Source organism: Bradyrhizobium genosp. P (assembly GCF_049949265.1).
Classification (GTDB): Bacteria; Pseudomonadota; Alphaproteobacteria; order Rhizobiales; family Xanthobacteraceae; genus Bradyrhizobium.
Map to the genome: position 1 here is coordinate 3,817,388 of NZ_CP188195.1, position 22,027 is coordinate 3,839,414.

The following is a 22,027-nucleotide window of genomic DNA, read 5'->3' on the forward strand; positions in this document are numbered from 1 at the left end:
TCGTCAGTTTGTTTGATCGACGCGAAAAGGCCGGCTTCTGCCGGCCTTTTTCTTTGGGTTGATCCCCGCCAAGGCGCCCGCCGGCTGCACAAGTGCAATGCAAAAATTAATTCCTGCATTGCGCGGAACTTTCATCGTGATGCGTTATTATGCGTTCGCCGGGGCTGGTGGACAAACGAACATGCGTGGTTTTGCGTTAGGGCTGATCATATCTGCGGTCTCCATGCCGTGCCTTGCCCAGACGGTCCTGAAATCCGAACCCCTGATCCTTGCTCCCTATGAGGCTGTCCTCGTGCAGGATGCGTCCTGCCCGGAAGGCAAGGTGCTCAAGGTGACCGGCGCGATCCGGGGCCTGCATCGGCGGAAAGCCTGTATCTCGCTGGCATCCGAACAAGCTTCGCTGGTGACGGCGACGCCGTAAGGCCCAAGCCTCGCTGATGCGCGCCGGGGCCATCGACGTCACGACCTGACGCCACGCCTTCAAGGTCCGACTTCAACCTCACGAATTGAGTTTGGGCTCCAATCGCGCTTCGCGATCGGCATCGGCCTTGTTCTTGGCCGGGTCCTCGTTCGGATCGAGCTGGCAGGAGCGGATCTCGTAATCATTGTCGAGCACCGGGCGCGGCGAGGCTTGTTCCTCTTCCGAGACAGCGTCGATCACCAGGCCGGATTTCCTGGCCAGCTTCCAGACGTCGGCCTCGGTCGGGTAGGCCTTGCTCAGCTTGGCGTCCTGGTAGAACAGCGCGTACGGCATTCATCGTCTCCCCCCAACGACCGACAACGCCGGTACGGCTCAAGAGGTTTCAGCCTAATCGGGTGGCGTTCCTGTCACGGAACCGTGAGCAAATGACTAAAAATATGAATCATTTCGGTCCTTTCGAAGGAGTTCCTGAGTCCCTAACGAGAGGTAAATTCCAGGAAAAAGAATCCCCGGGACTCGTCAGGTAGAATCGCTGGATGCTCGGCGCCATGAGAGAGATTCAGACCCCTCATGAACGTATCCATGCCGCGCTAACGGTCGCGCTGCTGGCGGCCTGCGCGGCCAATCTGGCGCTGGTTTGGGCCTGGCTTTAGCCAAGCCTTCAGTGAGGCTTCGCCCGAAAACGCGGTGGCCGCCCGGCATCAGCGCCGATTGACGACCGGGGTATTCCCTCCATCATTGCCGACATAACAAGCGCCTGCCGCGACCAGTGGACAGGCCATCGCCGGGTGGAGCAAACATGATCGAAGCGCTGAAAGAGCGGGTCAACGCCGATGCCGGGCTGGTGCGGCGTGGACGGTATCTGTCGACCACGTTCCTGCTTGAGATCGGCAAGGTGGCCTGGCTGATCGCGATCCATGAGGGCCGGGTCACGGCGGTCACGAAGGGGTCGTTCGTGATGCCGTCGTGGTGTTTTGCGCTGCGCACAACGGATGAGGAATGGGACAGGTTCTGCGCGCGGCGGCCACCGCCCGGCTCGAACGATGTGATGGCGCTGATCAAGCGGCGCGCGCTGAAAGCCGAGGGCGATCTGCAGGTCTTGATGGCCAACCTGCGCTACTTCAAGGACGCACTCGCCAAGCTGCGCGCAGGCGAAGAGGTTGCGGCATGAGCGCGAGGTTCGAACCGATCGTCGGCCGTTACATGCATCTCGATCTGTTTGGCCGACCGCACCGCATCTATGTCGAGCAAGCCGGCGAGGGGACGCCGCTGCTCTGCCTGCACACGGCGGGCGCCGACGGCCGGCAATACCGCGGCCTGATGAACGATCCGCGCGTCACGCGCCATCATCGCGTCATCGCCTTCGATATGCCCTGGCACGGCAAGTCGTCGCCGCCGGCGGGCTGGCACGACGAGGAGTATCAACTGACCTCGGCGCACTACACCAGGATGATCCTCGACGTGATCGATGCGCTCGAACTCGACCGGCCGATCCTGATCGGCTGCTCGATCGGCGGCCGCATTGCGCTGCATCTGGCGCTCGAACATCCCGAACGCTTCCGCGCCATCATCGGCCTGCAGGCCGGCGCGCATGTCGATCCCTATTACGATTTGAATTTCCTGCACCGGCCCGACGTGCATGGCGGCGAAGTCGCAGCCGCCATCGTCTCGGGCCTCGTCGGCCCCGATGCGCCGGAGCGGGAGAAATGGGAGACGCTGTGGCACTACATGCAGAGCGGCCCCGGCGTGTTCAAAGGCGATTTGTATTTCTACAAGATCGACGGCGATATCCGCGCGCGCGTCGCCGAGATCGACACCAAACGCTGCCCGCTGTTCCTGTTGTCCGGCGAGTACGACTATTCCTGCACGCCAGAGGAGACGCTGGCCGTGGCGAAAAGCATTCCCGGCAGTGAGGCCACCATCATGACAGGCCTCGGCCATTTCCCGATGAGCGAGAATCCGGGGGAGTTCTTAAAGCACCTGCTGCCGGTGCTGGAGAAGATCGGCGGGCGGTGACAGCCTCATGCAACGCTGCGGTCCTCTCCTGCTTGCGGGGAGGTGAAGGCAAAATGACTACTTGCCTGAGCGCGGCAGCTCGCCATTGTCGCGGATCGCGGCGCGCACCTTGTCCATGGTGGAGCTGCAATACTCTTCGCGCTCGCGCAGGAAGCGTTGCTGGTTGGCACGGAAATTCGCAACCCGCGCCCGCACTTCCGAACTGAAGTCGCCACGGATGTCGAGCTTGGCGAAATGCGGCAATGGCGGGACCTCGACAACCATCACCGCGGCGGCTGGAGCCGGCGCTGCGGCGGGAGGGACCTCGATCACGGTGGGCACAGGCATCGGTGGCGCGGCGGTAGCCGGCGTCACCGCCTGCGAGACCACCGGTGGCGCAGCCATCAGCGCCTCGGCGTCGGGCCGTTTGCCCGTCACTGACTGCACGAAAGCCATTGTCTGCGCGATCAGGAGATCGCGTTCCTTCATCCACTTCATGGCACACCTTGAGCGGGCTGGAGTGCAGCAAAGCAGCTCTGCGGAATCAAGCGTTTATCATGATGATGGTTGACGAAGACGCTGGTTTTGCCGGTAGGGTGACAAAACGGTTACACCACCTGAGCGGGTGAGCCTGGCGGATGAGGGCTGGTGATGGAGCGGAGTACCGCTGCCGCTGCGCCACTTTGGATAGCCGGGGGCCCGGCCCTGATTCGACCTCGAACCGCGGCCTAGTGGGCCAGGGTTTCGACCTTCTCGGCCGTGCGGGCCTCGATCAGGTCGGCATAGCGGCCGTACTCCTCGGCCATTTCGAGCAGCTTCTCGCGCACCACCGTATCGGTGACCTGGCGGGCCAGCCGTTTGGCCTGATCGGATTGGAAGCGGTAATGTGCTGTGTCGGACATAGTGCACCTCACAAATAGGTAAGGGCCACTCCGCAAAGGTTCATTGACGGGCGCGTGAGCTGCGCGGCCCGCTGCCGAAAATCTCATCGGGCGGGTTGCGGCTGCTTCAATGCCTGGAGCGTCGTCTGCATGTCCTGCACCCCGTCGTAGATCTCCCTTATCCTCTTGTTGGCATCGGCGGATGAGAGCGTCTGTATCTCGACCCTGTTGAGCCTGGCCGTGATCTCAGCGAGTTGCGCCGAGGTCCTTTTCAGGAGGTCTTCCTGCTGCTCGCTCCATTGGCCTGCCTCGGTGCGGAAGTCGATTTGAGACGCCTGTGAACGTTCAATCAGCGCACGCCGTTGAATCTCCGACATGCCTATGGCGACCGCATTGAGGATGACCAGTGCGATCAGGATGATTCGAGTGTCGAGCCGCATGTCTGATATCCCCCGCGAGTTTGCCAGCATGCCGAATCCATCCTTCGGCGAAGGTCCAGCCGATTATACAACTCGGGGGATTAATACGCAGCCTTGGCGGCCGTTCGGCATCAGGGATGGCTGTGCGACGTCATTGTGCGCTGGCGGGAGCCCCGGCCGTTTTGGAGATGTGGTGCCAGTTCTGAGGGCTTTACTGCAGGCTTTGCGAGCCTGGCCCGGTCAAGGGGGAGCCGAGGCCCTGGTCCTCACGGACCTCGACATCGAACCAGCCCATCTCCTTCAGCTCGCGTGCCTTTTTCTCGGCAGCGTCCTCGCTGTCGCGCTTCAGAACGATCTGGCTGGTGCCGTCCCGCGCAAGGATGAAATAGGTCATGGCTTCAAGTCCACCCGCAGCCAGCGTACACGGCTTTTGGCGGCGAGAACAAGAAACATTGCGAAATTGCGGGATCTTACGGGGAGGCTCCCACGAATCCTGCCAACGCGTGGCGCGGATTGCTCCACGGCCTCAAGCCGCGCTCCCTTCGACGGAAGGCAGGTTGACATTCCGCTGCGATCATTGCCCGCTACAACTCGCTCCCAGCCGGGATGAAAACATGAGTGCAAGTGCACGAGAGTTCGTCGATTTCTGGATCGAGAACAGCGTCCACGCCGCCGAGCAATATCGCGCACCGGGCGCATCGCAGGACGTGGCCGAGCTGACGCGAAGGTGCATCGAAATGGCCAGAGGCCAGGGCATCACCGAGCAGGCGATCCGCGACGAGGTCGGCGACCTCGGCCAATATATCCGGAGCAGGTTGAACGCGGCGAACAAGGCCGAGTCCGGTCGCAGCAAGTAGCTGTTGACTCATTGTTCATGATTTGTTCTTATGTTGCTCGTCCAGCAAGGAGAGCACCATGGACAACCGCATCAACGAACTCGGCAAGCAAATCAGAGCACTAAGGGTGAGCATGATGGAGGCCGAGGCCATCATGCGCGAGCAGGTCAACCGGGACGAGGATTGCTCCTTCGTGGCCGGAGACATGCTCAAAATGCGCACGGTGATGAGCCGCCTTGTCGAGGAACGCGCCGTGCTCGGCGACCGTGAGCCGATCCTGGTCAACGGCGGCTTCGTTTCGCGGCGTCCGAAAGCGGACAGGTCCGTTGTCGTCCCGCCGTTCAAGCGCCGCCTGATGCCCGCTGTGCAACTTGCCCGCTGAAGAGCTGGAAATCCTGAAGCTTGCGGGCGCGACGGCGTGAATTTGGTTCGACCGCGAAGGCGCTCAGGCAATCGGGGCTCTGGGTCGTTGAGTGGTGCCGGCTGAGGGGATTGAACCCCCGACCTTCAGTTTACAAAACTGCTGCTCTACCGCTGAGCTAAGCCGGCGAATGGTTGGGATTTGCTGGCTCGCATAGCAGACTTGCCGGGCGAGGGCCAGAACCAGAAGTGAGGCCGGGGAGGTGGCGTGGCCCCCGGGCCGGGCAAGAAAAAAGGCGGCACTCGGGGCCGCCTTTCCGTTGCAACATTGTTGGTCGGGTTACTGGCAGGGATGCTGCAGGCCGTCGTCGCCGCGGAGCCAGGTGCCGGGGGTGCAGACGAAGCCGTTCAGCCGGGCGTAGTCGGCGCTGCCGCGTGCATAATAGCCGCCGGGCGCATAGTCCGGGCCGCCGAAGGGAGCGGTAGCGATCGCGGTGGCCGTTCCGACGGCGCCGCCGACCACACCGCCGACAACATCCGCCGCGACGTCGGCAGGACCGGGATCGTAGCGGTTATAGCTGTCTTGCCAGGTCTGATCTTGCCAGGTCTGATCTTGCCAGCTCTGATCCTGCCAGGTCTGATCTTGCCAGTTGGGATCCTGCCGATAGGCGCGGCGGTGATAGCGGGCGTCTGGGCCATAGCCGGGCCGCATCGTCTCGCAATTCCCGTAAGCATCGACGCTCGAACAGCGGGCCGGGCCGTTGATCACCTGTTGCGCCATCGCGGGGGTTGCGAGCGCCGAGGCAAGCAGGGCGGCGGCGCCAATAACCTTGAACTGCGTCACGTGAAATCTCCTCTGTCGTCATGTGCTGAGCTAATCTCGCGGTCCGACGCCCGTTCCTGTTCCGCCTTGTCTTGCGTTCAAACCGATGTGAAGTTCCACCCGTTCCGCTTGATGAGAATTTGCATGAGGACGCGCGACATCGACTACCACTGCGGCGACACCCACCTGCGCGGCTATCTCGCCTTCAAGGACGCAAGCGGAAAGCGCCCCGGCCTGCTGGTGTTCCACGAGGGGCTCGGGCTCGGAGATTTCGCGATGGAGCGCGCGCGCAGGCTGGCCGAACACGGCTATGTCGCGCTCGCCGCCGACATGTTCGGCGAGCGGCGGCAGGCGGCCAATCTGGAACAGGCGACAAGGCTGATCGGTGCGCTTCGCACCGAACCGGCGACGCTGCGCGCCCGTGGCCGCGCCGCGCTTGCAACGCTGGCGGCGCTGCCCGAGGTCGATGCCGGGAAATGCGCTGCGATCGGATTTTGCTTCGGCGGGACTGTCGTGCTCGAACTCGCGCGCGACGGCGCTGACCTCAGGGCCGTCGTCAGCTTCCACGGCGTGCTCGCGACCAAGCTGCCGGCGGCAGCGGGCGCGGTGAAGCCGAGCGTGCTGGTCTTGAGCGGCGCCGAAGATCCGCTGGCGCCGCCCGATCAGGTCGCGGCTTTCGAGGACGAGATGCGCGCGGCCAACGTCGCCGACTGGCAGGTGATCAGCTACGGCAACACGCTGCACGGCTTCGCCAACCCGGCCGCCGACGGCTCGATTATGCGCTCGGCACTCTACAACGCGCAGGCCGACCGCCGCTCCTGGGCGGCGATGCATGGCCTGCTTGACGAAGTGCTGGCCTGACAGGATCGACGGTCTGGTGAACGGTTCCTGATCCTGCTCCCCTGCAATTGACCGAACGTTGATGCTTACGCGTTAGGCTTACCGGCAGTTCGACGCGCGGCCTTAACCCTTGCGCCGACGCCTTGGACTAGGCTGTGACGTGAACAATCGGGACGTTGGGTGACATGCGCTTTGGCGTCGCACTGGCCGTACTGGCTGCCATGAGTTCGACGGCCATGACTTCTACAGGATGGGCCGGCGGCGGCTTCGACATCGTCGTGCCCAGTCGACCGGGTGTGCCCATCATCATCAACGGTGTCGATGCCTCCTACGCCGTGGTCGAAGGCGAAACCGGCCTTAGCCTCAGCGAGCCGATGCAGCCGACCGTCTATGGCGGCCGCGCCATCGATGCGGAGCCGAATGTCGGCCATTATTATCCGAGCATGGGCCACATGCCCGGCTACGGCCGCCTTGAGATCGAGCCGCCGGCGAACCGCCGCTTGCCGCAGCCGGCCGAGAGCTATCACCAGTCATGGTCGGCGCAGTCGGCGCCGCTGCCGGCGCAGTCCAACGTTCCCGTCGATCCGCCGCCGGTGATCTACGCACCGCAGTTCAACGGTCGGCAGCAGCAGCCGGGTTCTAATCCAGGCCAGCGGCCGCCGCGCCCCAGGATTCCCCAATAAACGTCGAGAAGCCCAAGAAGCCTGAAGCCAACGAAAACAACACCTACAGGAGAGAGTAATGCGTCGAATGATCACTGGACTGATTGCGGCCGTGGCCGTGATGGTCGCCGCGCCCGCGATGGCGTGCGGCTTCAATCCCTGCGGCGTGCCGGTCTATTCCGCGCCCGTCGTGAATTACGGCTACGGCTACGGTTACGGCTATTCCGGCTGCAACCCCTGCGGCGGTGGCGTGGCCGAGCGCCTGCCCGATCCGGACGCGGCTTACCCGGATCAGGGGCAGCAGTATTATTATATCAACCAGGGCCCGACCTACACCGGTCCGGGCAATTGGGCGCCGCGTCCGTACTATCGTGAGGGCTATGGCCGCCCGTATTCCGGCTATCGCCACTACGGCTATGGCTATCGCCACTACGGCTATCGCCACTACGGCTACGGCGCGTACCATCACTATCGTCCGCACTACGGCTACCGTTACGGCTATGCGCCGCATCACGCCTACGCGCCGTATCACTACGGCCATCCCGTGCTGCGCCGCTACTACTGAAGTCCGGCGATCGGCTGAGGAGATCAGCGCCCGTTCGCATCACGCGAGCGGGCGCTTTCTCGCAGGGGTGCACTGCAAAATACCGAAAACAACCCCATGCAAAGTAGCCGGCGAGCTGTCGGCGGCCGGCGTCGACATGATAATTTGACACGTCGGGCAAATCAGCGGCATTATTCCATTATTCCGAAATCGCGCAGGCGCCCTGCGCCAGCTGCGATTGTCCTGCGCAAGCGGGAGAGGTGGACCGAGTTCGCGACGCTGCTACGTCATCAGCCCCAGCCGGCTTGCGCCGATATAGAGCGCAAGCACCGCTGCGTTCGAGACGTTGAGGCTCTTGATCTCGCCGGGCATGTCGAGGCGGGCGACGACGCGGCAGGTCTCGCGGGTCAATTGCCGCAAGCCCTTGCCTTCGGCGCCGAGCACCAGCGCGAGCGGCTGCTGCAACTCCACCTTGCCGAGATCCTCCGTACCCTCGCTGTCGAGGCCGACGGTCATGAAGCCGCGGTCGTTCAGCTCGTTCAGCGCCCGCGCCAGATTCTGCACCGTGACAACAGGCACCAGCTCGAGCGCGCCGGAGGCGGACTTTGCCAGCACGCCGGTCGCCTCCGGGCTGTGCCGCGCGGTGGTGACGATCGCCTTCACCGCAAAGGCCGCGGCCGAGCGCAGGATGGCGCCGACATTGTGCGGGTCCGTGATCTGGTCGAGCACCAGCACGATGCCCTCCAGCGCCAGCGTGTCGATGTCGGGCGAGGGCAGCGGATCCGCCTCCGCCAGCAGGCCCTGATGCACGGCATCCGGGCCGAGCCGCTGGTCGATTGCGCTGGGCCGGACGATCTCCGGTTCGACCCTTGTATCGAGGTTCTCGTCCGCGAGCCGCCTGGCGGCGTTCTCGGTGAGGTAAAGCTTGCGGATCTGGCGTTCCGGGTTAGCGAGGGCTGCCGCCACCGTGTGCCAGCCATAGAGAATCACCGACCCGTCGGAACCGGATTCACGCTCCCGCTGGGACGGCGGGCGGGCGAATTTCCGCCCTTTTTCGAATGGTTTAGCCCCGCCGCGGCGGAAATTGGGCTTGCGGTCGCGATCGCTCATCTGAGGCTTGTCTCATGGCTCCCGGATATTGGCAATTTAACCGGCAAAATAGGCGGCCCGCTTGGTTGACTTTGGCCGGTCCCTTCGACCATAAACGGCCCCGACCGCGCACCCGTCACTGGGCCTGCGCGGTTATCAGCGTCATCTCGATGACCCGGTCCGCCGCCACTCGTGCGGCTGGGATCTGGCGCTGTTGGACGGGGGAGTGTCCCGAGTGGCAAAGGGAGCTGACTGTAAATCAGCCGTCTTATGACTTCGAAGGTTCGAGTCCTTCTTCCCCCACCAGCCTTCGCTCGCTTCGCGAGCTTCGGCTAGGCACGCCCGGAAAACTCTATCGTAGCGACATGCAGCGGGACGGTCTTCCTTGGCTGAATCGTCGTCGATGCGTTCGTCGTTGCAGAGATTACGCGGTGGACGTCTTCGAAGAACCTCTCCCGCTCGCCCACCTGTTCCGCACACTGCCTAATGTACCGGCGACACCGCACATCGGCTATGTCGCCGAGGACTTGTACGGCGACAGTGCCCGCGCGATCGCCGGGTGGCTCGGCCAGACCTGACGGCCATGGAAAGATGATCCCGCTATCGAACGCTCGTCGCGAGCAACCCCTCCGCCATCATGCGGAACGCGGCGATCGCCTTCGGTAATCTTGCCCGTGGCTCGGGTCCGGCGGCGACCCACAGCGCTGCATTGAAGGCAGCGCCGCTCAACAATCGCGTGGCGGCGTCGGCGTCGACGGTCCTGACGACCCCGTCCGCGATCAGCGCAGAAAGCCGTGCCCTTATGGAGGCGAGGCAGGCGCTGGTGCTTGGCCATTCCGATGGGTCGCCCAGATAGGCCGGGCCGTCGAGCAGGATGATCCGCTGGATCTCCGGCTCGAGCGCCATCTCGATATGCGCGCTGGCCTCCGCCAGCAGGCTCTCCCAAAGGTCGGGCGCCTTTGCGGCCGCCTGTCTGGCGCGTGCGGCCATCTCGCCGTCGACTTCGGCGACCACCGCGCCAAGCAACCCGAGCTTGTCGCCGAACGCATGGTAGAGCGCACCCCTGGTCAACCCAGCGGCCGCGGTCAGGTCGTCCATCGAAGCCGCGGCGTAGCCGCTGGCCGCGAACGCCGCGCGCGCGGCTCCCACCAGCTTGACGCGGTTCTCTTCCATCGTCTCGGCGCGACTTCGCCTCACCACAGCGTGTACTCCAACATTCGCATACGAGCCGTATTTGAGTTGACAAGATCGAGTGAGGCGCTCACATACGTAGCGTATTTAAATGTGGTCGGGCTGACACAATATCCAGCCCGCGAGCCGTTAAAGCGGCGCTTCCTCAACTCCGAGCTGAGGAAGCGACCACGGTGGAGAAGCAGATGTTATCGCAAAGGACCGTCCTCGTGACCGGCGCCAACGGTTACATCGGCAACGCGGTGGCCAAGGCGTTCGCCCGGGCCGGCTGGCGGACCTACGGGCTGGTGCGCAGGGAGGACGCGACCGGCGATCTCGCACGTAGTGAGATACAACCAGCCGTCGGCACCGCCGGTGTGGCCGCCCTCGACGGTATCGGCGACGTCACCTTTGACGTGGTGGTCTCCAACACCGAGGATCGGACCGATCCTTCCGGCCATCTGGCGGCCGTGCGGGTGATGTTGGACGAGGCCGTCGTCCGCAGCGAGGCGGCAGGGCGTCGCCCGCTGATCATGTTTTCGAGCGGCTGCAAGGACTATGGTGCGATGGCGCGCAAGCACGGTGATCCCGCACTTGCCCCGCATACCGAGGAGAGCCCGCTCGCTCCTCGCAACTTCCTGATCCCACGCTGCACTTTCGGTGCCCGGCTTCTCGACAAGGCTGAGTCGTCGTTCGATGCCATCGTGCTGCGGCCGACGATCGTCTACGGTCTTTCGTCGAGCTACTACGGCGCCTTGTTCCACCTCGCGGCTAAGAGCCGCGATGTGCTCACGATCGTCGGTGATCCCGATGCGGTGATGCACTCCTGCCACGTCGACGACTGTGCGGACGCTTATGTATTGCTCGCCGAGCATCCGGACCGGAATGCGATTGCGAACCAAGCCTACAACATTTCGAACCGCCATTATGAGACTGCGCGCGAGATCGGAGAGGCGCTGGCCCGCTCCTACGGATTGAATCTGACCTTCGAGGCGCCGGATCACGACGGGGCGGCCGGCGACGCCGCTCGGCTCTTCAACTTCTGGCAGTGGGTCGGGTCCGACAAAATCAGGTCGGCGACGGAATGGCATGAGAAGCGCGCGTCCTTCGCCGACGGCATCGATCAATATCGCGCCGCCTTTGAGGCCAACCTGCCGACAGCACGCCTCAAGACGAATGCACGTGATGCAAGGAGCAGACCATGAAAGCTGATCGTGAAGCCATATTCCCGGAAGGTGGACGGGCCCTCTACGACAAGCACCGCTATTCGGCTGCCATCCGCTCGGGCGACATGCTGTTCGTGTCCGGACAGGTCGGCGCTCGCGAGTACGGCTCTCCGGAGCCCGACTTTAAGAAGCAGGTCGAGTTGGCGCTTGAGCGGCTGCAAGCCGTGCTCGATGCGGCCGGCAGCAGCTTCGGTGACGTGCTGGACGTGACCATGTTCTTCACGAACCCGGAGGCGCAGGCGGAGACGGTCATTACCGCCTACCAGAAGGCGTTCGACCAGACGCCGTACCCCGCCGTGACTGCGGTCGGCGTGACCTACCTTTCGGGGTTCGACTTCGAGATCAAGGTCATCGCGCGCTCACCCCGCGGAACCGAGTGACCGGACATCGCAGCGGGCCGGGAGTCCGTCCAGGCGGCCGCGTGCCTCACGTCTGGACGCCTCGACCATGACCATCGCGAAGATGCTCCGATCGCTCCCACTGATACTCGTCGCGGGCGCAACGATCGCCGCCGACCCTAAACCGGAGAGAAAGATGTCATCCGAATCGCCGAAAGCCGCCGCCGCACAGGTAGCCCATCACAATCCCTCCTTCCTCTGGGACATGTCCGCGGGGGGGGTCGCACAGATCAGCGTGGCAGAATCCGGCCGGTTGGCCTTCCTGTCGGGCCAAGTCGCAGGAGCGCCCGATGGCGCACCAATGCTGCCGGACCTCACCGCCCAGGCCCATATCGTTGCCGCCAACCTCAAGAAGGCGCTGATCGAGTTGGGCGCTTCTCCAGACGATGTCGTCATGGTCCGGCTCTACGTAGTGAACGCGACGACCGACCGTTTCCAACAAGCCCTCACGGCTCTTCGGGATACGTTCAACGGCGGCAAGCCGAGCGTCACCACGATCGGCGTGCAGGCGCTGTACACGCCGGACTACCAGCTCGAAGTCGAGATGGTCGTCCGAGTGCCTTGATTATTAGCCCCGCGTTCACCGGTAGATCGAGCCTGACCGAAATCCCCGCCGGGGCCGCTTCTACTCAAGCAGGTATCGATATGGCTGAGACTCGCCTTGAACATGTGAGCCGCGTGGGTTTGCGGTTGGCTATGGTGGTGAAGCTATTTGGCAAGGGCGATTGAAACTAGAGCCGACCGGCGCGAACCGGCGGGCGGCTGGTCGACCGCGATCGCAGCTGGGCAGTGTCCTTGAACACGGCTCGGGCCAGCTCGATCGTGCGTCGATCCTCGTCGGCGAACTGACGCTCCACGTCATCGTCCTGCCACTCAGTAAGCAAGGCGGCCTTGGCCTGCAGCGCCGCGGCGGTCGTCGCGGGCGCCGCGACCATCTTAGCGAACGCCGCGTCGATGAGCTCTTGGTGCTGCTCCTGGGCCACCGCGATGCTGTCACAGCGCCGCTTGATGTCGTCGGGCGCGAAGTCGTTGCGGGTAAGGTGCGGGCACTGCTCTAAATTGCCCTTAAAGCTCAATGCAGGATTTAATCCCGCACCGGCGCGTAATCCATTGGGAGTTATGCGCAATACGACATCTTCTTCCCCCACCAGCCTTCGCTCGCTTCGCGAGCTTCGGCTAGGCACGCCCGGAAAACTCTATCGTAGCGAAGTGAGCGAAGGCTGCCGCGCCGAAGCCCAAAGGGCGCAGGCGGGCTGTATCGGCAAGCTTGGTCGTGCGTCAGCGAGCTTCGGCTAGGCACCTAAGACTACATGGCAGACGGGCGACAGGTCGCTATCGCTTGCCGCGCTTGGTCTTTTGCTGGGGTGGCGGGGCGGCCTGGGGCGCGGCGCTCTCCGCATTCGCCGAAGCGAGCGCGTCAACCCGCGCACTGAGTGCGCCCAGCTGGTCGGACTGCAACTTTTGGTCGCCTCGTTGAGCAGAGACATTTTGCTGCACGCCATTGATCTGGTCAGCAAGTTTCTGCTGGTCAGACTGAATTCCCTGCACGGCCTGCTGCAGCGATGCCAGGGTTTGCTTGATTTGCTCGATCGCCGGGTCCGGAGGAGGAGGCGACAACTCGGCTTTTTGTTGGGGGGTTGCCGACTTGGTTCCGGCATCATGGGAAACCCAAAGGAAGCCGCCGGCGACGAGGACGGCTACGAGTGCGACGACCAGCCATGGTGCTGACGATCGCCGTTGACGCGTGTCGGCGTGCGTTGAAGGGTCGGTCATGGTGATTGCTTCCCCGATTGCGGTGCAATCAAGCCTAACGAACCAATGTGGGGTTCGTTCCGCACGGCCGGTCCCACTCGCCAGCTAACTGTCCGTCGGGAGTGGCTTCGGAAAAGCCTAGGCTGCGCCCCGTGCAACGAGGCGCAGCCTCCGAAGGCGTTGGCGATGGGACGCGAGCGATCAGTGCGCGTTGTCGCCGCGGCCGTCGTCGTCATCGAAGAAATCGTGGTCGCCGCCCGGCTTGAACTGCGGATCGACGCAGGCAAAGTTGTTCGCGTCATTGGTCATGCCGCTGCCCTTGTAGGCCGGAATCTGCGGGTAAGGGCATAGCGGCCGGGTGCCTCCGGTCGGGAAGTAGATCGCGACCCGTGAGTCGAATGGCGGCCCGGCCGGGTAGGGCGAGGCCGTGTTGGTGTTCGCCGCCACGATGCGCTCCGGAGCGATGCCCTTCTCGACCCAGTTCGTGATCGCGTCGAGCTCGTTTCCAGCGAAGTCGGTGGTAGCAGCGCCGCCACCGCAATGGGCCATGTTCGGCACCATGAACAGCCGCGCAAACTCCGGGGCCCGGCCGCTCATCTGCTGGTTCATCCTGCGGTACCAGCGGGCGATCGACGCGCCGGAGAAGATGCCGTCATTGACCGACGAGGAGACGATCAGCTTGCCGCCGCGCTGCCTGAACGGCCGCAGGTCGGTCGCAACAGCCGCCATGAAGTCCATCGAGCTTTCAGGATAGGCCTCGGTCCTGCTGAAAATCTTCGGCGCGTCGGTATCGAAGCTGAAGTGGAACACGAAAGCCTCCTGGCCGGTCGGCCCGTTGACCGGCGTGACGACGGGAGGGGTCTGGAAGACCATCGGGAGCGCACCAGCGCCGAGCGTCAGGTTGATCGCGGTGTTGACGCTTGGCACCGGCGCGGTGACGACGTTCCAGAAGCCCCAGCCGGCGCCGGGCGCGGTCGGCGGCGTCCAGATGCCCGCATCCCAGAACCAGTTCGAATAGAGCCGCTGGCCTTTTGAGTTGACCGGCCCGGTGTAGATCTTCTTCAGCGTATCGACTTGCGTGCTGGTCAGGCAGGTGCCGCCATGCGGCGTGCTGCCGTGCGAGCCGCTGCCGCAGGTGTAGCTGGCGAGCGCCGGGTACACCTTCCTGGCCGTGCAGGCGTGATAGTTGTCGATGATGCCGTCGACCAGCCCGTCGAGCGCATCGCAGACGCTGAGGATTGCGGCCGAGGCCACCTCCAGGTCCTGGGAGGGAAAAGTACTCGGAATGAACGGCTGCCCGTTGATGTCCGTAGAGGTGGCGAGCTTGCCAAGCGCTTGCTCGTTCCAGGCCTCCGCAAGTCCGGCCTGCGGCAGGTTGAAGCCGGGATTTTGCGAAATCACGCCGTCGAACAGCGAGGGAAATCTCTGCGAGGCGACCATCGCGTCGCGGCCGCCGTTCGAGCATCCCATGATGTAGGAATAGACGGTGTCGAGACTGTAATAATAGGAGATGATCTGCTTTGCGACCGTCGCCGTCTTCTCGATGCCGTTGTAGCCGTAGTCGCGGCGCGCCTGGGCGTCGATGGCGAAATGCTGCGAGCCGCCGGCATTCGCATCATCGTCCTGATAACCCCCGACCGCGTTGCTGGTGCTGTCCTCATGGCCGCCGTCGTCGGCCGCGACCGCCCAGCCTTGTCCGAGCTCGACGCCGGCCGAGCCTTGCGGGTCGCTTTGCAGGCTGCCGTCGGTGCCGCCGCCGCCCATCATCTCGAAGCGGCCGTGCCAGGTGTTCGGCAGGTTGAGGGCGAAGCCGATGGCGTAGGTGAAATGATCCGGATCCTGCGTGCTGGTGCGCTTGTTGATGACGCCGATCACGTTGCAATAGCCCGACTTCTGCACAGCGCTCAGGATCTGGGTGTTGGCGATGTTGAGGCCGGTGAGGCCGGTGCAAGACGAACGCGGGGCGACACCGCCCGGCGGCAGTCCTTCCGATGCTTGTGCGACGACTGCCCAGCCTGCAACGATCGTCGACACCAACAATAGTCGTTTCATGTCAGTCCCTCCCTGGTGATGAAAATTGATTGCCGGACCAGCGGCTATCCGTGCTCGTGACGGTGCACGAGATCATCTTGCCGCAGCGCATCACGACGCGCTCATCGGCGTCCACCTTTGATGGAAACACGGATGTTACCTCCCTTGGAGTCTTCCTTGGACCGGCTCGTGATGCGGCAGGTTTTCGCAATCCTTGCGCGGCGATGTTGTCTTGTCAACATGGATTCGAAGCCGGTGGCGTCATGCAACCTCTCGTGGCATTTGCATCCAGCAAGGCTGGCGCCGCTCCGTGATGCGGGGGGCGGGATAGACTCACGCCCTCGAATCCCCGATCCTCGGATCGCGGGCTTGGGACACAGGCTTGGGAAAAATTGATGTCGATGGAGCCGGAGAAGACAGCCGTCAGGAAGCGGACCGCCAAGCGACCGCGCCGCGCTGCACGCGTGGCGAAGTCGTCACGTCCGCCGCCGCGCGCGACGCATGCGGAAAAGCCGGCGCGGACAAAACCGCCGGCCTTACCGCTGGCCTTGGGTGACCTGTCGCATTTGCTCGGCTATCGCCTCCGCCGGGCCCAGCTTTGGGTGTTCAAGGATTTCGGCCGGCAATTGTCGGCCTTTGAGATCAGCCCGGCCCAGTTCTCCGTGCTCTGCGTGATCGAAGCCAATCCCGGCGTCAACCAGCTTGCGATTGCGCAACTGCTGTCGATCGAGCGGGCCGGGCTGGGCAGGCTGGTGGATCATCTGGAGGCGCGCGACCTGGTGCGGCGCACCGCATCGACGATCAACCGGCGTTACTACGTGCTCTTTCTGACCGACCAAGGTGCGGCGCTGCTGGGCCGGATCAGGCCGGCGGTCGCCGAAAACGACAGAAGGCTCGCCGCCAAGATCGGACCGCGTGCCTACCGGGAATTGCTGCGGGCGTTGTCGATCTTCCTGCAGGAGGCCTGAGGGCCGGACCCTAAATGAGAAAGTTCATTCTACTCGTCGTCTACCTCCTCATGATCGCGGCAGGTTCCTGGGCGATGTACGATTGGCTCGTCCTGGGCGGCAGAGGCCGCCTCGTGAAGGGCATGAGCTTACTAGCAGGGCTTGGCCTCTATCTTGTGTGGATGGACTTTCTGTCTCCCAATCGGGAGCAGTTATGAAGGCAAAAGCGGAATTCGCTCGATCGGCGTGTGCCTGAGAATGCGAGTTCGCCACGCCCGTCAGGGCGAGACCCATGAAAGCGCCAGCAGCGAGAGCAGCAGCGTGGGCGGCATCACCACGATACCGAGCCGCAGGAAGCGGAGCGCGCCGACATGCTCGCCTTCACGGCGCAGTGCGATCAGCCACAGGATCGTCGCCAGCGAGCCGGTCACCGAAAGGTTCGGACCGAGGTCGACGCCGATCAGGATCGCGCCGGTGATCTGATGCGAGGTCTGTGCGGCCTGCGTGGTGGTCGCAGCGATCAGTCCCATCGGCAAATTGTTGATCAGGTTCGAGGCTGTTGCTGCGATGATGCCGGCGCTCCAGGATGTCGCCTGCGGCGAGCTGGCCGCCGCCTGCTTCAGCATATCCGCGAGCGCGGGCAGCACGCCGGTATGGTTGAGGCCTTCGACGAGAATGAAGAGGCCCGCGACCAGCGGCAGCACCGACCACGACACATCGCGCAACACCGACAGTGGCGACTTTCGCCTGAGCAGCAACACGATCGCGGTGACGATGGCGCCGCAGGCGAAGGTCGGCAGCCCGAGATCGCGACCGAGCGCAGACGCTGCGAGCAGAACGATCGCGGTGGCTGCAATGCCGACGGCGACGATCGCGGCACCCCGTGTCAGGGCAACCGGGGTCTCGTCGCTATCGACACGTCCCGCGAGGCTGTTGCGCTGGCTGAAACGGAGCAGAACGAAGGTGGCGACGATCGCAACCACTGAGGGTAGCGCGAAGTAATGCAGCCATTCCAGCAGCGTCGGCATCCGCGGGCCGAACACGACGAGGTTGGCCGGGTTGGAGATCGGCAGCACGAAACTCGCCGCGTTGGCAATGAACGCGCAGACGAACAGATAGGGCAGCGGCTCGACCTTCGCGGCGCGGGTCGCGGCATAAACGGCGGGCGTCAGCACAACAGCGGTGGCGTCATTCGACAGGAAGATCGTCACCAAGGTGCCGACGGCGTAGACGATCGCAAACAGCCGTGACGCCGAGTGGCGCGACCGCCGCACGGCCTGGACGGCGAGCCAGTCGAACAGCGCTTCCTTGCGGGCCACCTCGGCGAGCAGCATCATGCCGATCAGGAAGAAATAGACGTCGATGCCCTTGCCAGCGGCTGCGACCGCGTCTCGCCACGGCAGCAGGTCGAAAGCGACCAGCAGCACCGCGCCGGTCACCGCCCAGATGTACTCGGGCAAATTCCAGGGCCGGGCGACGACGCCGAGCGTGGCGAGGCCCGCAATGCCCCAGGTCGCAGTGGTCGATCCCAACATCAGGCTGCTCCGGCGCCGGCAACGGCGGCAGCGCGTTGTGGCCGTCCGGATGCGCCTGCGCAAGCCGGCTTGAGCAGTGGGCTGAACATGACCCACAGGGAGACCGACACGGCGGCGAAGGCGCCGAGAATGACGAACATCGGGCCGTAGCCGAGCTCCTGCGCGATCCAGCCGCCGATCGCCGGGCTGAGCGAGGCGCCGATGCCCTGAACCGTCATGACGGCGCCCTGGCCGGCGTTGACGCGGCCGGTGCCATTGAGGATTCGCGCCACGAGACCAGGCACCGCGACGCTCTGCAGGCCCGCGCCGACGCCATCAAGGATCTGCACCGGATAGACGCCCGATTTGTTCAGCAGCCACGCAGCGATCACGCCGCGGATCGGAAGTGCGGCGAACGATACCAGCAGTACGAGCCAATAGCCTTGCTTCTCGGCCATCCGCATCGCGACAAGTGAGGTCAGGATCATCGTGCCCTGGGCGATCACGATGGTCGTCGCGACGAAACTCGCGGGGTCGGCATGCTTGTCGGCGACCACGGCGAGGCCATACAGCGGCAGCATCGCCGCGTTGCCGAGATGGAAGAACAGCAGCGCGGCGGCGAGGATGAGCAGCGGCTTCGATTGCACCAGCACCTGAAGCCCGCTGACCTTGTCGTGCGCCTTGTCCTGCCGATCCAGTCCACGCGCCGCGTCGTCGTCGATGGCGTCACTTGGGATCAGCAGCACCGAGATGATGGAGAGCAGGCCGAAGGCGGCCGCGAGCCAGAACACGGCCGTAAAGCCGTACAACCAGCCAAGCAGGCCGGACAATCCGGCGCCGACCATGTTGCCGGCGTGATTGAACGCCTGATTTCTGCCGTTCTGGCGATTGAATCCGGCCTGACGGACGATGCCGAGGGTGATGCCGGCGACCGCCGGCCCGATCGCGGCACCCGCGATCGCGGTCGCGACCTGCGAGGCCGCAACCAGCCAGAATTGCTGCGACAGCAGCACGATGCCCGATGCAATGACGGTGCAAATGCCGGGGGCGATCACGAACAGCTTCTTGCTGCGTGTGGCATCGATCAGGGCGCCTGCCGGGGTCGTCATCAACATGCCGGCGACGCCGCCTGCGGTCATCACGGTGCCGATCCAGCCGCTCTGCCAGCCATGCGCGAGCAGGAACACGCCGAGGAAAGGGCCGATGCCCGCCTGCATGTCCGCCATGAAGAAGTTCAACGCCAGCAGCGGCGCGAGCGCTTTGTGCTGTCGCGACGCATCGGCCGTCATGCGGATGCTCCCCGCGCCAGGTTCAGGCACAGCGCAAGCCGATCGAGGATAGAGCGGGGAGAAAGCAGAGCGCGCGCCTGGCCTTGATGGAGGTGTGGCTAAAACGCCCCCGGTTCCCTATGGTTCCCGGCATCAAATGCTCGCCCTGCCGCGCAACAGGAAGTGTCGCGGGTGCGGCCGTTTGAAACGGGGGAACGGTCGGCCACCCTCGGATAGGATGGCGCGCCGTTCATGATCGGGTCATGTGCCGTCGGTCATCGTTGGTACCTTGCCGAGAGGCATGGGAGCAACAATGCGGAGGAGTTTTCGGATGACCAGGGGCAGGCAGCTTGCGGCGTTGGCTCTCGCGACAACCGTGCTCGTTGCGGCGCTGGGTGCACAGGCGAATGCCGCGCAGTGCGGCAACGGCCCGGGCGGCTTCGAGAACTGGAAGCGGGAGTTTTCCGAGGAGGCGAGGGCCAAGGGCATCGGCGCCACCGCGATCGGCGCGTTGATGGGGGCAAACTACGCCAGCGCAACCATTGCTGCGGACCGCAGCCAGCATAGTTTCAGCCTGTCGCTCGACGCCTTCATGGCCAAGCGCGGTGCTGCGACCATTGTGTCGCGCGGCCGCTCGCTCAAGCAGTCGCAGGCGGCGCTGTTCGCCTCGATCCAGCAGCGCTATGGCGTGCCGCCGGGACCGCTGATCGCGATCTGGGGCATGGAGACCGGATTCGGCAGCCAGCGCGGCAATCAGAACATGCTGTCGTCGATCGCAACCCTTGCCTATGACTGCCGCCGTCCGGAATTCTTCACCGACCAGCTCGATGCGGCGCTGAAATTGATCGATCGCGGCTCGCTCTCGGGAAGCACGCGAGGCTCCATGCATGGCGAGGTCGGCCAGACCCAGTTCATGCCGAAGAACATCCTGGCCTACGGCACCGGCAATCTCGACGTCGCCGCCAACGCGTTGAGCTCGACGGCGAATTTCCTGCGCGCCCATGGCTGGCGCGCCGGTGCAGGCTATCAGCCGGGGGAAGCCAACTTCGCCGCGATCGAGGCGTGGAACGCCGCGCAGGTCTACCAGAAGGCCATCGCCATCATGGGGCGCCAGATCGACGGCCAGTGAAGGTCGTGCGGTTGGGCGGTTTACCTCTTGTTAACCGAGCGGTGCGCAGATCACAGGGGCGAGACGCGTGGGAGCAGAGATGGACTCCATGCTGAAAGATGGCACCTACGCCGCCTGGTTCCGGACACCGCTTGGCGAGGGCACCGGCACCGTTCACGTTGCCGACGGCAAGTTGTGGGGTCATGACAGCATCATGCTCTATGACGGCACCTACACGATCGAGGGCAATCGCTTCTCCGCCGTCCTCTCCACGAGACGGCACACCGAGGGCCACGCCACGGTGTTTGGCATCGACGATCTCGTGGTGCGGCTTGAGGGCACCTCGAGCGGAGCGATCTTCACCTGCACGGGAAAGGCCGACGAGTTGCCCGGGCTCGCATTCGAGGCGACGCTGATTCCCAGTCTGCCTGCGGAGCCGGAAGCGAACCGGCCGGCGCCGAAGTTCGACGCCAGCAAGCTGCCGAAGCTGCCGAGACTGCCCGGCGACCGCTGATCGGCCCAACGCCGATCAGGCGTCGCTCGCGCCCGCGGTCTCCGGAAAGGGCGCGCCCGGCAAATAGAGCTTGATTGCGCGGATCTCGTAGACTGCCCCTGGATTGACGCGGCGCAGCTTGCGCGCGGCTTCGATGGCGGCGTCCTGATCGGCGCAGTCGATCACATACAATCCGAGCAACTGCTCCTTGGTCTCCGCAAACGGGCCATCGATTACCGTGCCATGGCCGGGACCGCGCAGGGTGCTGGCGTTGCGGGTCTCGCCGAGCCGTGCGGCCGGACCGAGCTGGCCCTTGAGCCGCTCATGGACCTCGCGCAGGCCGGCCATGACGGATGCATCTTCTTCTGATGACCACGACCTGACTTCGGCTTCGACGTGGTAGGCGAGAATGGCATAAAGCATCGATCGCTCTCCTTGTATTGCTCGTGACTGGCCAAAGGACGTTCCGGCAAAGCCCCAGCCGACAATTCCTTTTGTCGCGCCGGTCCTGATTTGCAACGCGGCCGGGTCCGCGAAACGGTCCCGGGACACGGATCGCCTGCTACCGCGCAGCAAAAAGCGCGGCGGGATCACTCCCGCCGCGCCCCGGTTCTGTTGTCTCGCTGGTCCAGGGCTGAGAGCGCCCCGATGCCAGGCTCATTGATCAAAGCCTAACGGGCGATCCCAGCGAGGTGACAGCGCTTGAGACAAGACACTGGATCACCTCCTTTCGTTGGGTTGATGGAGACCTCAATATAGACAGCGAATCTGCCGTTGTTAAGCCCACAGGCGGTGGACCGGGCGCGGGAACAGGGGCGGATTGCGCGGAAAAGAGGCCGGTTCGCCGGGGAATATCGACGCAGCCAGGGCAGTTGAGACCGCCGCCCGGCCGTGTTAGGTGATCGCCGACGCGGGTGTAGCTCAATGGTAGAGCAGCAGCCTTCCAAGCTGAATACGAGGGTTCGATTCCCTTCACCCGCTCCAATGATTTCAGGCACTTATTGGATTCGTTAACTTCCATTCCGACAAGTCCGGCTGAATCATTCCGACAAACGTTCACTTTTTTGGCCGCCGCTTGCGCCGCTTGATGCGCTTTATCTGCGCATCCTGTTTGGCCTCGTGGTCATGGTGCAGATGGCGCGCCATCGCTTTAATCGATGACCATTGGCCCTTCTTCATCAACTGCGTTTCGGTTTAGCCCGGACGTGCTCGCTCCGGTTGTCCCGCCATGCCGGCCGAGCGAAGTGAAC

30 protein-coding genes and 3 tRNA genes are annotated in these 22,027 nt (G+C 64.0%); 17 read left to right on the plus strand and 16 right to left on the minus strand.

Going from position 1 to position 22,027, the window contains the following annotated elements; translation table 11 throughout:
* Positions 1-97 precede the first annotated feature (97 nt).
* Positions 98-421, plus strand: a complete 324-nt coding sequence (locus ACP2YO_RS18525) for a hypothetical protein (RefSeq protein WP_426442130.1) — start codon at positions 98-100, stop codon at positions 419-421.
* 78 nt (positions 422-499) lie between these two features.
* On the opposite strand, the gene ACP2YO_RS18530 is transcribed toward ACP2YO_RS18525, so the two are convergent.
* Entirely contained in the window at positions 500-754 is a 255-nt protein-coding gene (locus ACP2YO_RS18530) for a hypothetical protein (protein WP_426442131.1), read from the minus strand.
* Between the two features lie 466 nt (positions 755-1,220).
* On the opposite strand from ACP2YO_RS18530, the gene ACP2YO_RS18535 reads away from it, so the two are divergent.
* Together ACP2YO_RS18535 and ACP2YO_RS18540 are read left to right on the plus strand one after the other, a co-directional pair.
* On the plus strand, positions 1,221-1,592 hold the full coding sequence (locus tag ACP2YO_RS18535; RefSeq protein WP_426442132.1) for a hypothetical protein: 372 nt from the start codon (positions 1,221-1,223) through the stop codon (positions 1,590-1,592).
* Positions 1,589-2,437, plus strand: a complete 849-nt coding sequence (locus tag ACP2YO_RS18540; RefSeq protein ID WP_426442133.1) for an alpha/beta fold hydrolase — start codon at positions 1,589-1,591, stop codon at positions 2,435-2,437. The genes ACP2YO_RS18535 and ACP2YO_RS18540 overlap by 4 nt, the downstream gene beginning before the upstream one ends.
* A 57-nt stretch (positions 2,438-2,494) precedes the next feature.
* Here the strand turns inward: ACP2YO_RS18540 and ACP2YO_RS18545 are convergent, their stop codons facing one another.
* The 4 genes from ACP2YO_RS18545 to ACP2YO_RS18560 all read right to left on the minus strand — a co-directional run bounded on the left by ACP2YO_RS18545 (position 2,495) and on the right by ACP2YO_RS18560 (position 4,110).
* Positions 2,495-2,914: a hypothetical protein gene (locus ACP2YO_RS18545; protein ID WP_426442134.1), complete on the minus strand. Its 420-nt coding sequence runs from the start codon at positions 2,912-2,914 to the stop codon at positions 2,495-2,497.
* A 230-nt stretch (positions 2,915-3,144) separates the two neighbouring features.
* Positions 3,145-3,318, minus strand: a complete 174-nt coding sequence (locus tag ACP2YO_RS18550) for a hypothetical protein (RefSeq protein ID WP_426442135.1) — start codon at positions 3,316-3,318, stop codon at positions 3,145-3,147.
* 83 nt (positions 3,319-3,401) lie between these two features.
* On the minus strand, positions 3,402-3,737 hold the full coding sequence (locus ACP2YO_RS18555; protein ID WP_426442136.1) for a hypothetical protein: 336 nt from the start codon (positions 3,735-3,737) through the stop codon (positions 3,402-3,404).
* A 190-nt stretch (positions 3,738-3,927) separates the two neighbouring features.
* Entirely contained in the window at positions 3,928-4,110 is a 183-nt protein-coding gene (locus tag ACP2YO_RS18560; RefSeq protein WP_426442137.1) for a hypothetical protein, read from the minus strand.
* 220 nt (positions 4,111-4,330) lie between these two features.
* Between ACP2YO_RS18560 and ACP2YO_RS18565 the strand changes: the two genes are divergently transcribed.
* Both ACP2YO_RS18565 and ACP2YO_RS18570 read left to right on the plus strand, forming a co-directional pair.
* Positions 4,331-4,573, plus strand: a complete 243-nt coding sequence (locus ACP2YO_RS18565; protein ID WP_426442138.1) for a hypothetical protein — start codon at positions 4,331-4,333, stop codon at positions 4,571-4,573.
* A gap of 58 nt (positions 4,574-4,631) precedes the next feature.
* Complete coding sequence (locus tag ACP2YO_RS18570) at positions 4,632-4,934, plus strand: hypothetical protein (protein WP_426442139.1); 303 nt, start codon at positions 4,632-4,634, stop codon at positions 4,932-4,934.
* A gap of 92 nt (positions 4,935-5,026) precedes the next feature.
* On the opposite strand, the gene ACP2YO_RS18575 is transcribed toward ACP2YO_RS18570, so the two are convergent.
* Positions 5,027-5,101 (minus strand) — tRNA-Thr (locus ACP2YO_RS18575).
* Positions 5,102-5,252: 151 nt separating this feature from the next.
* Complete coding sequence (locus ACP2YO_RS18580) at positions 5,253-5,756, minus strand: hypothetical protein (protein ID WP_426442140.1); 504 nt, start codon at positions 5,754-5,756, stop codon at positions 5,253-5,255.
* A gap of 123 nt (positions 5,757-5,879) precedes the next feature.
* Between ACP2YO_RS18580 and ACP2YO_RS18585 the strand changes: the two genes are divergently transcribed.
* The 3 genes from ACP2YO_RS18585 to ACP2YO_RS18595 all read left to right on the plus strand — a co-directional run bounded on the left by ACP2YO_RS18585 (position 5,880) and on the right by ACP2YO_RS18595 (position 7,802).
* The gene (locus ACP2YO_RS18585; RefSeq protein ID WP_426442141.1) at positions 5,880-6,596 is read left to right on the plus strand and encodes a dienelactone hydrolase family protein; all 717 of its coding nucleotides are present in this window, start codon (positions 5,880-5,882) and stop codon (positions 6,594-6,596) included.
* Between the two features lie 164 nt (positions 6,597-6,760).
* Positions 6,761-7,258, plus strand: a complete 498-nt coding sequence (locus ACP2YO_RS18590; protein ID WP_426442142.1) for a hypothetical protein — start codon at positions 6,761-6,763, stop codon at positions 7,256-7,258.
* A gap of 58 nt (positions 7,259-7,316) precedes the next feature.
* A complete protein-coding gene (locus ACP2YO_RS18595; protein WP_426442143.1) occupies positions 7,317-7,802 on the plus strand; it encodes a hypothetical protein in 486 nt (161 codons plus the stop codon).
* A gap of 261 nt (positions 7,803-8,063) precedes the next feature.
* On the opposite strand, the gene rlmB is transcribed toward ACP2YO_RS18595, so the two are convergent.
* Positions 8,064-8,891 carry a 23S rRNA (guanosine(2251)-2'-O)-methyltransferase RlmB gene (gene rlmB / locus ACP2YO_RS18600; protein WP_426442144.1) on the minus strand — a complete coding sequence of 276 codons (828 nt, stop codon included), beginning with the start codon at positions 8,889-8,891 and terminating at the stop codon, positions 8,064-8,066.
* A gap of 199 nt (positions 8,892-9,090) precedes the next feature.
* Between rlmB and ACP2YO_RS18605 the strand changes: the two genes are divergently transcribed.
* Positions 9,091-9,176 (plus strand) — tRNA-Tyr (locus tag ACP2YO_RS18605).
* 125 nt (positions 9,177-9,301) lie between these two features.
* Complete coding sequence (locus ACP2YO_RS18610) at positions 9,302-9,448, plus strand: hypothetical protein (RefSeq protein WP_426442145.1); 147 nt, start codon at positions 9,302-9,304, stop codon at positions 9,446-9,448.
* A 22-nt stretch (positions 9,449-9,470) separates the two neighbouring features.
* Here ACP2YO_RS18610 and ACP2YO_RS18615 read toward each other — a convergent pair whose 3' ends face one another.
* A complete protein-coding gene (locus ACP2YO_RS18615) occupies positions 9,471-10,067 on the minus strand; it encodes a TetR/AcrR family transcriptional regulator (RefSeq protein WP_426442146.1) in 597 nt (198 codons plus the stop codon).
* Between the two features lie 203 nt (positions 10,068-10,270).
* On the opposite strand from ACP2YO_RS18615, the gene ACP2YO_RS18620 reads away from it, so the two are divergent.
* From ACP2YO_RS18620 to ACP2YO_RS18630, 3 genes are all read left to right on the plus strand, one after another.
* The gene (locus tag ACP2YO_RS18620) at positions 10,271-11,245 is read left to right on the plus strand and encodes an NAD-dependent epimerase/dehydratase family protein (protein ID WP_426442147.1); all 975 of its coding nucleotides are present in this window, start codon (positions 10,271-10,273) and stop codon (positions 11,243-11,245) included.
* Entirely contained in the window at positions 11,242-11,646 is a 405-nt protein-coding gene (locus ACP2YO_RS18625; protein WP_426442148.1) for a Rid family hydrolase, read from the plus strand. The genes ACP2YO_RS18620 and ACP2YO_RS18625 overlap by 4 nt, the downstream gene beginning before the upstream one ends.
* 67 nt (positions 11,647-11,713) lie before the next feature.
* Positions 11,714-12,229, plus strand: a complete 516-nt coding sequence (locus ACP2YO_RS18630) for a RidA family protein (protein WP_426442149.1) — start codon at positions 11,714-11,716, stop codon at positions 12,227-12,229.
* 166 nt (positions 12,230-12,395) lie between these two features.
* Here the strand turns inward: ACP2YO_RS18630 and ACP2YO_RS18635 are convergent, their stop codons facing one another.
* The 3 genes from ACP2YO_RS18635 to ACP2YO_RS18645 all read right to left on the minus strand — a co-directional run bounded on the left by ACP2YO_RS18635 (position 12,396) and on the right by ACP2YO_RS18645 (position 15,468).
* Positions 12,396-12,812: a hypothetical protein gene (locus ACP2YO_RS18635; RefSeq protein WP_426442150.1), complete on the minus strand. Its 417-nt coding sequence runs from the start codon at positions 12,810-12,812 to the stop codon at positions 12,396-12,398.
* A gap of 184 nt (positions 12,813-12,996) precedes the next feature.
* Entirely contained in the window at positions 12,997-13,437 is a 441-nt protein-coding gene (locus ACP2YO_RS18640) for a hypothetical protein (RefSeq protein ID WP_426442151.1), read from the minus strand.
* A gap of 180 nt (positions 13,438-13,617) precedes the next feature.
* Entirely contained in the window at positions 13,618-15,468 is a 1,851-nt protein-coding gene (locus tag ACP2YO_RS18645; protein WP_426442152.1) for a tannase/feruloyl esterase family alpha/beta hydrolase, read from the minus strand.
* A gap of 374 nt (positions 15,469-15,842) precedes the next feature.
* Here ACP2YO_RS18645 and ACP2YO_RS18650 point away from each other — a divergent pair, with 374 nt between their 5' ends.
* The gene (locus tag ACP2YO_RS18650; RefSeq protein ID WP_426442153.1) at positions 15,843-16,415 is read left to right on the plus strand and encodes a MarR family winged helix-turn-helix transcriptional regulator; all 573 of its coding nucleotides are present in this window, start codon (positions 15,843-15,845) and stop codon (positions 16,413-16,415) included.
* Positions 16,416-16,672: 257 nt separating this feature from the next.
* On the opposite strand, the gene ACP2YO_RS18655 is transcribed toward ACP2YO_RS18650, so the two are convergent.
* Entirely contained in the window at positions 16,673-17,929 is a 1,257-nt protein-coding gene (locus ACP2YO_RS18655; RefSeq protein WP_426442154.1) for an arsenic transporter, read from the minus strand.
* Positions 17,929-19,197: an MFS transporter gene (locus tag ACP2YO_RS18660; RefSeq protein ID WP_426442155.1), complete on the minus strand. Its 1,269-nt coding sequence runs from the start codon at positions 19,195-19,197 to the stop codon at positions 17,929-17,931. Before ACP2YO_RS18660 ends, ACP2YO_RS18655 begins: the two co-directional genes overlap by 1 nt.
* Before the next feature lie 310 nt (positions 19,198-19,507).
* On the opposite strand from ACP2YO_RS18660, the gene ACP2YO_RS18665 reads away from it, so the two are divergent.
* The gene (locus ACP2YO_RS18665) at positions 19,508-20,305 is read left to right on the plus strand and encodes a lytic murein transglycosylase (protein ID WP_426442156.1); all 798 of its coding nucleotides are present in this window, start codon (positions 19,508-19,510) and stop codon (positions 20,303-20,305) included.
* 88 nt (positions 20,306-20,393) lie between these two features.
* Positions 20,394-20,798: a hypothetical protein gene (locus ACP2YO_RS18670; RefSeq protein WP_426443240.1), complete on the plus strand. Its 405-nt coding sequence runs from the start codon at positions 20,394-20,396 to the stop codon at positions 20,796-20,798.
* A gap of 15 nt (positions 20,799-20,813) precedes the next feature.
* On the opposite strand, the gene ACP2YO_RS18675 is transcribed toward ACP2YO_RS18670, so the two are convergent.
* A complete protein-coding gene (locus tag ACP2YO_RS18675) occupies positions 20,814-21,200 on the minus strand; it encodes a YciI family protein (RefSeq protein ID WP_426442157.1) in 387 nt (128 codons plus the stop codon).
* Between the two features lie 487 nt (positions 21,201-21,687).
* Here ACP2YO_RS18675 and ACP2YO_RS18680 point away from each other — a divergent pair.
* A tRNA-Gly gene (locus tag ACP2YO_RS18680) sits at positions 21,688-21,761 on the plus strand.
* 72 nt (positions 21,762-21,833) lie between these two features.
* Here ACP2YO_RS18680 and ACP2YO_RS18685 read toward each other — a convergent pair.
* On the minus strand, positions 21,834-21,956 hold the full coding sequence (locus tag ACP2YO_RS18685; RefSeq protein ID WP_426442158.1) for a hypothetical protein: 123 nt from the start codon (positions 21,954-21,956) through the stop codon (positions 21,834-21,836).
* Positions 21,957-22,027: the final 71 nt, after the last annotated feature.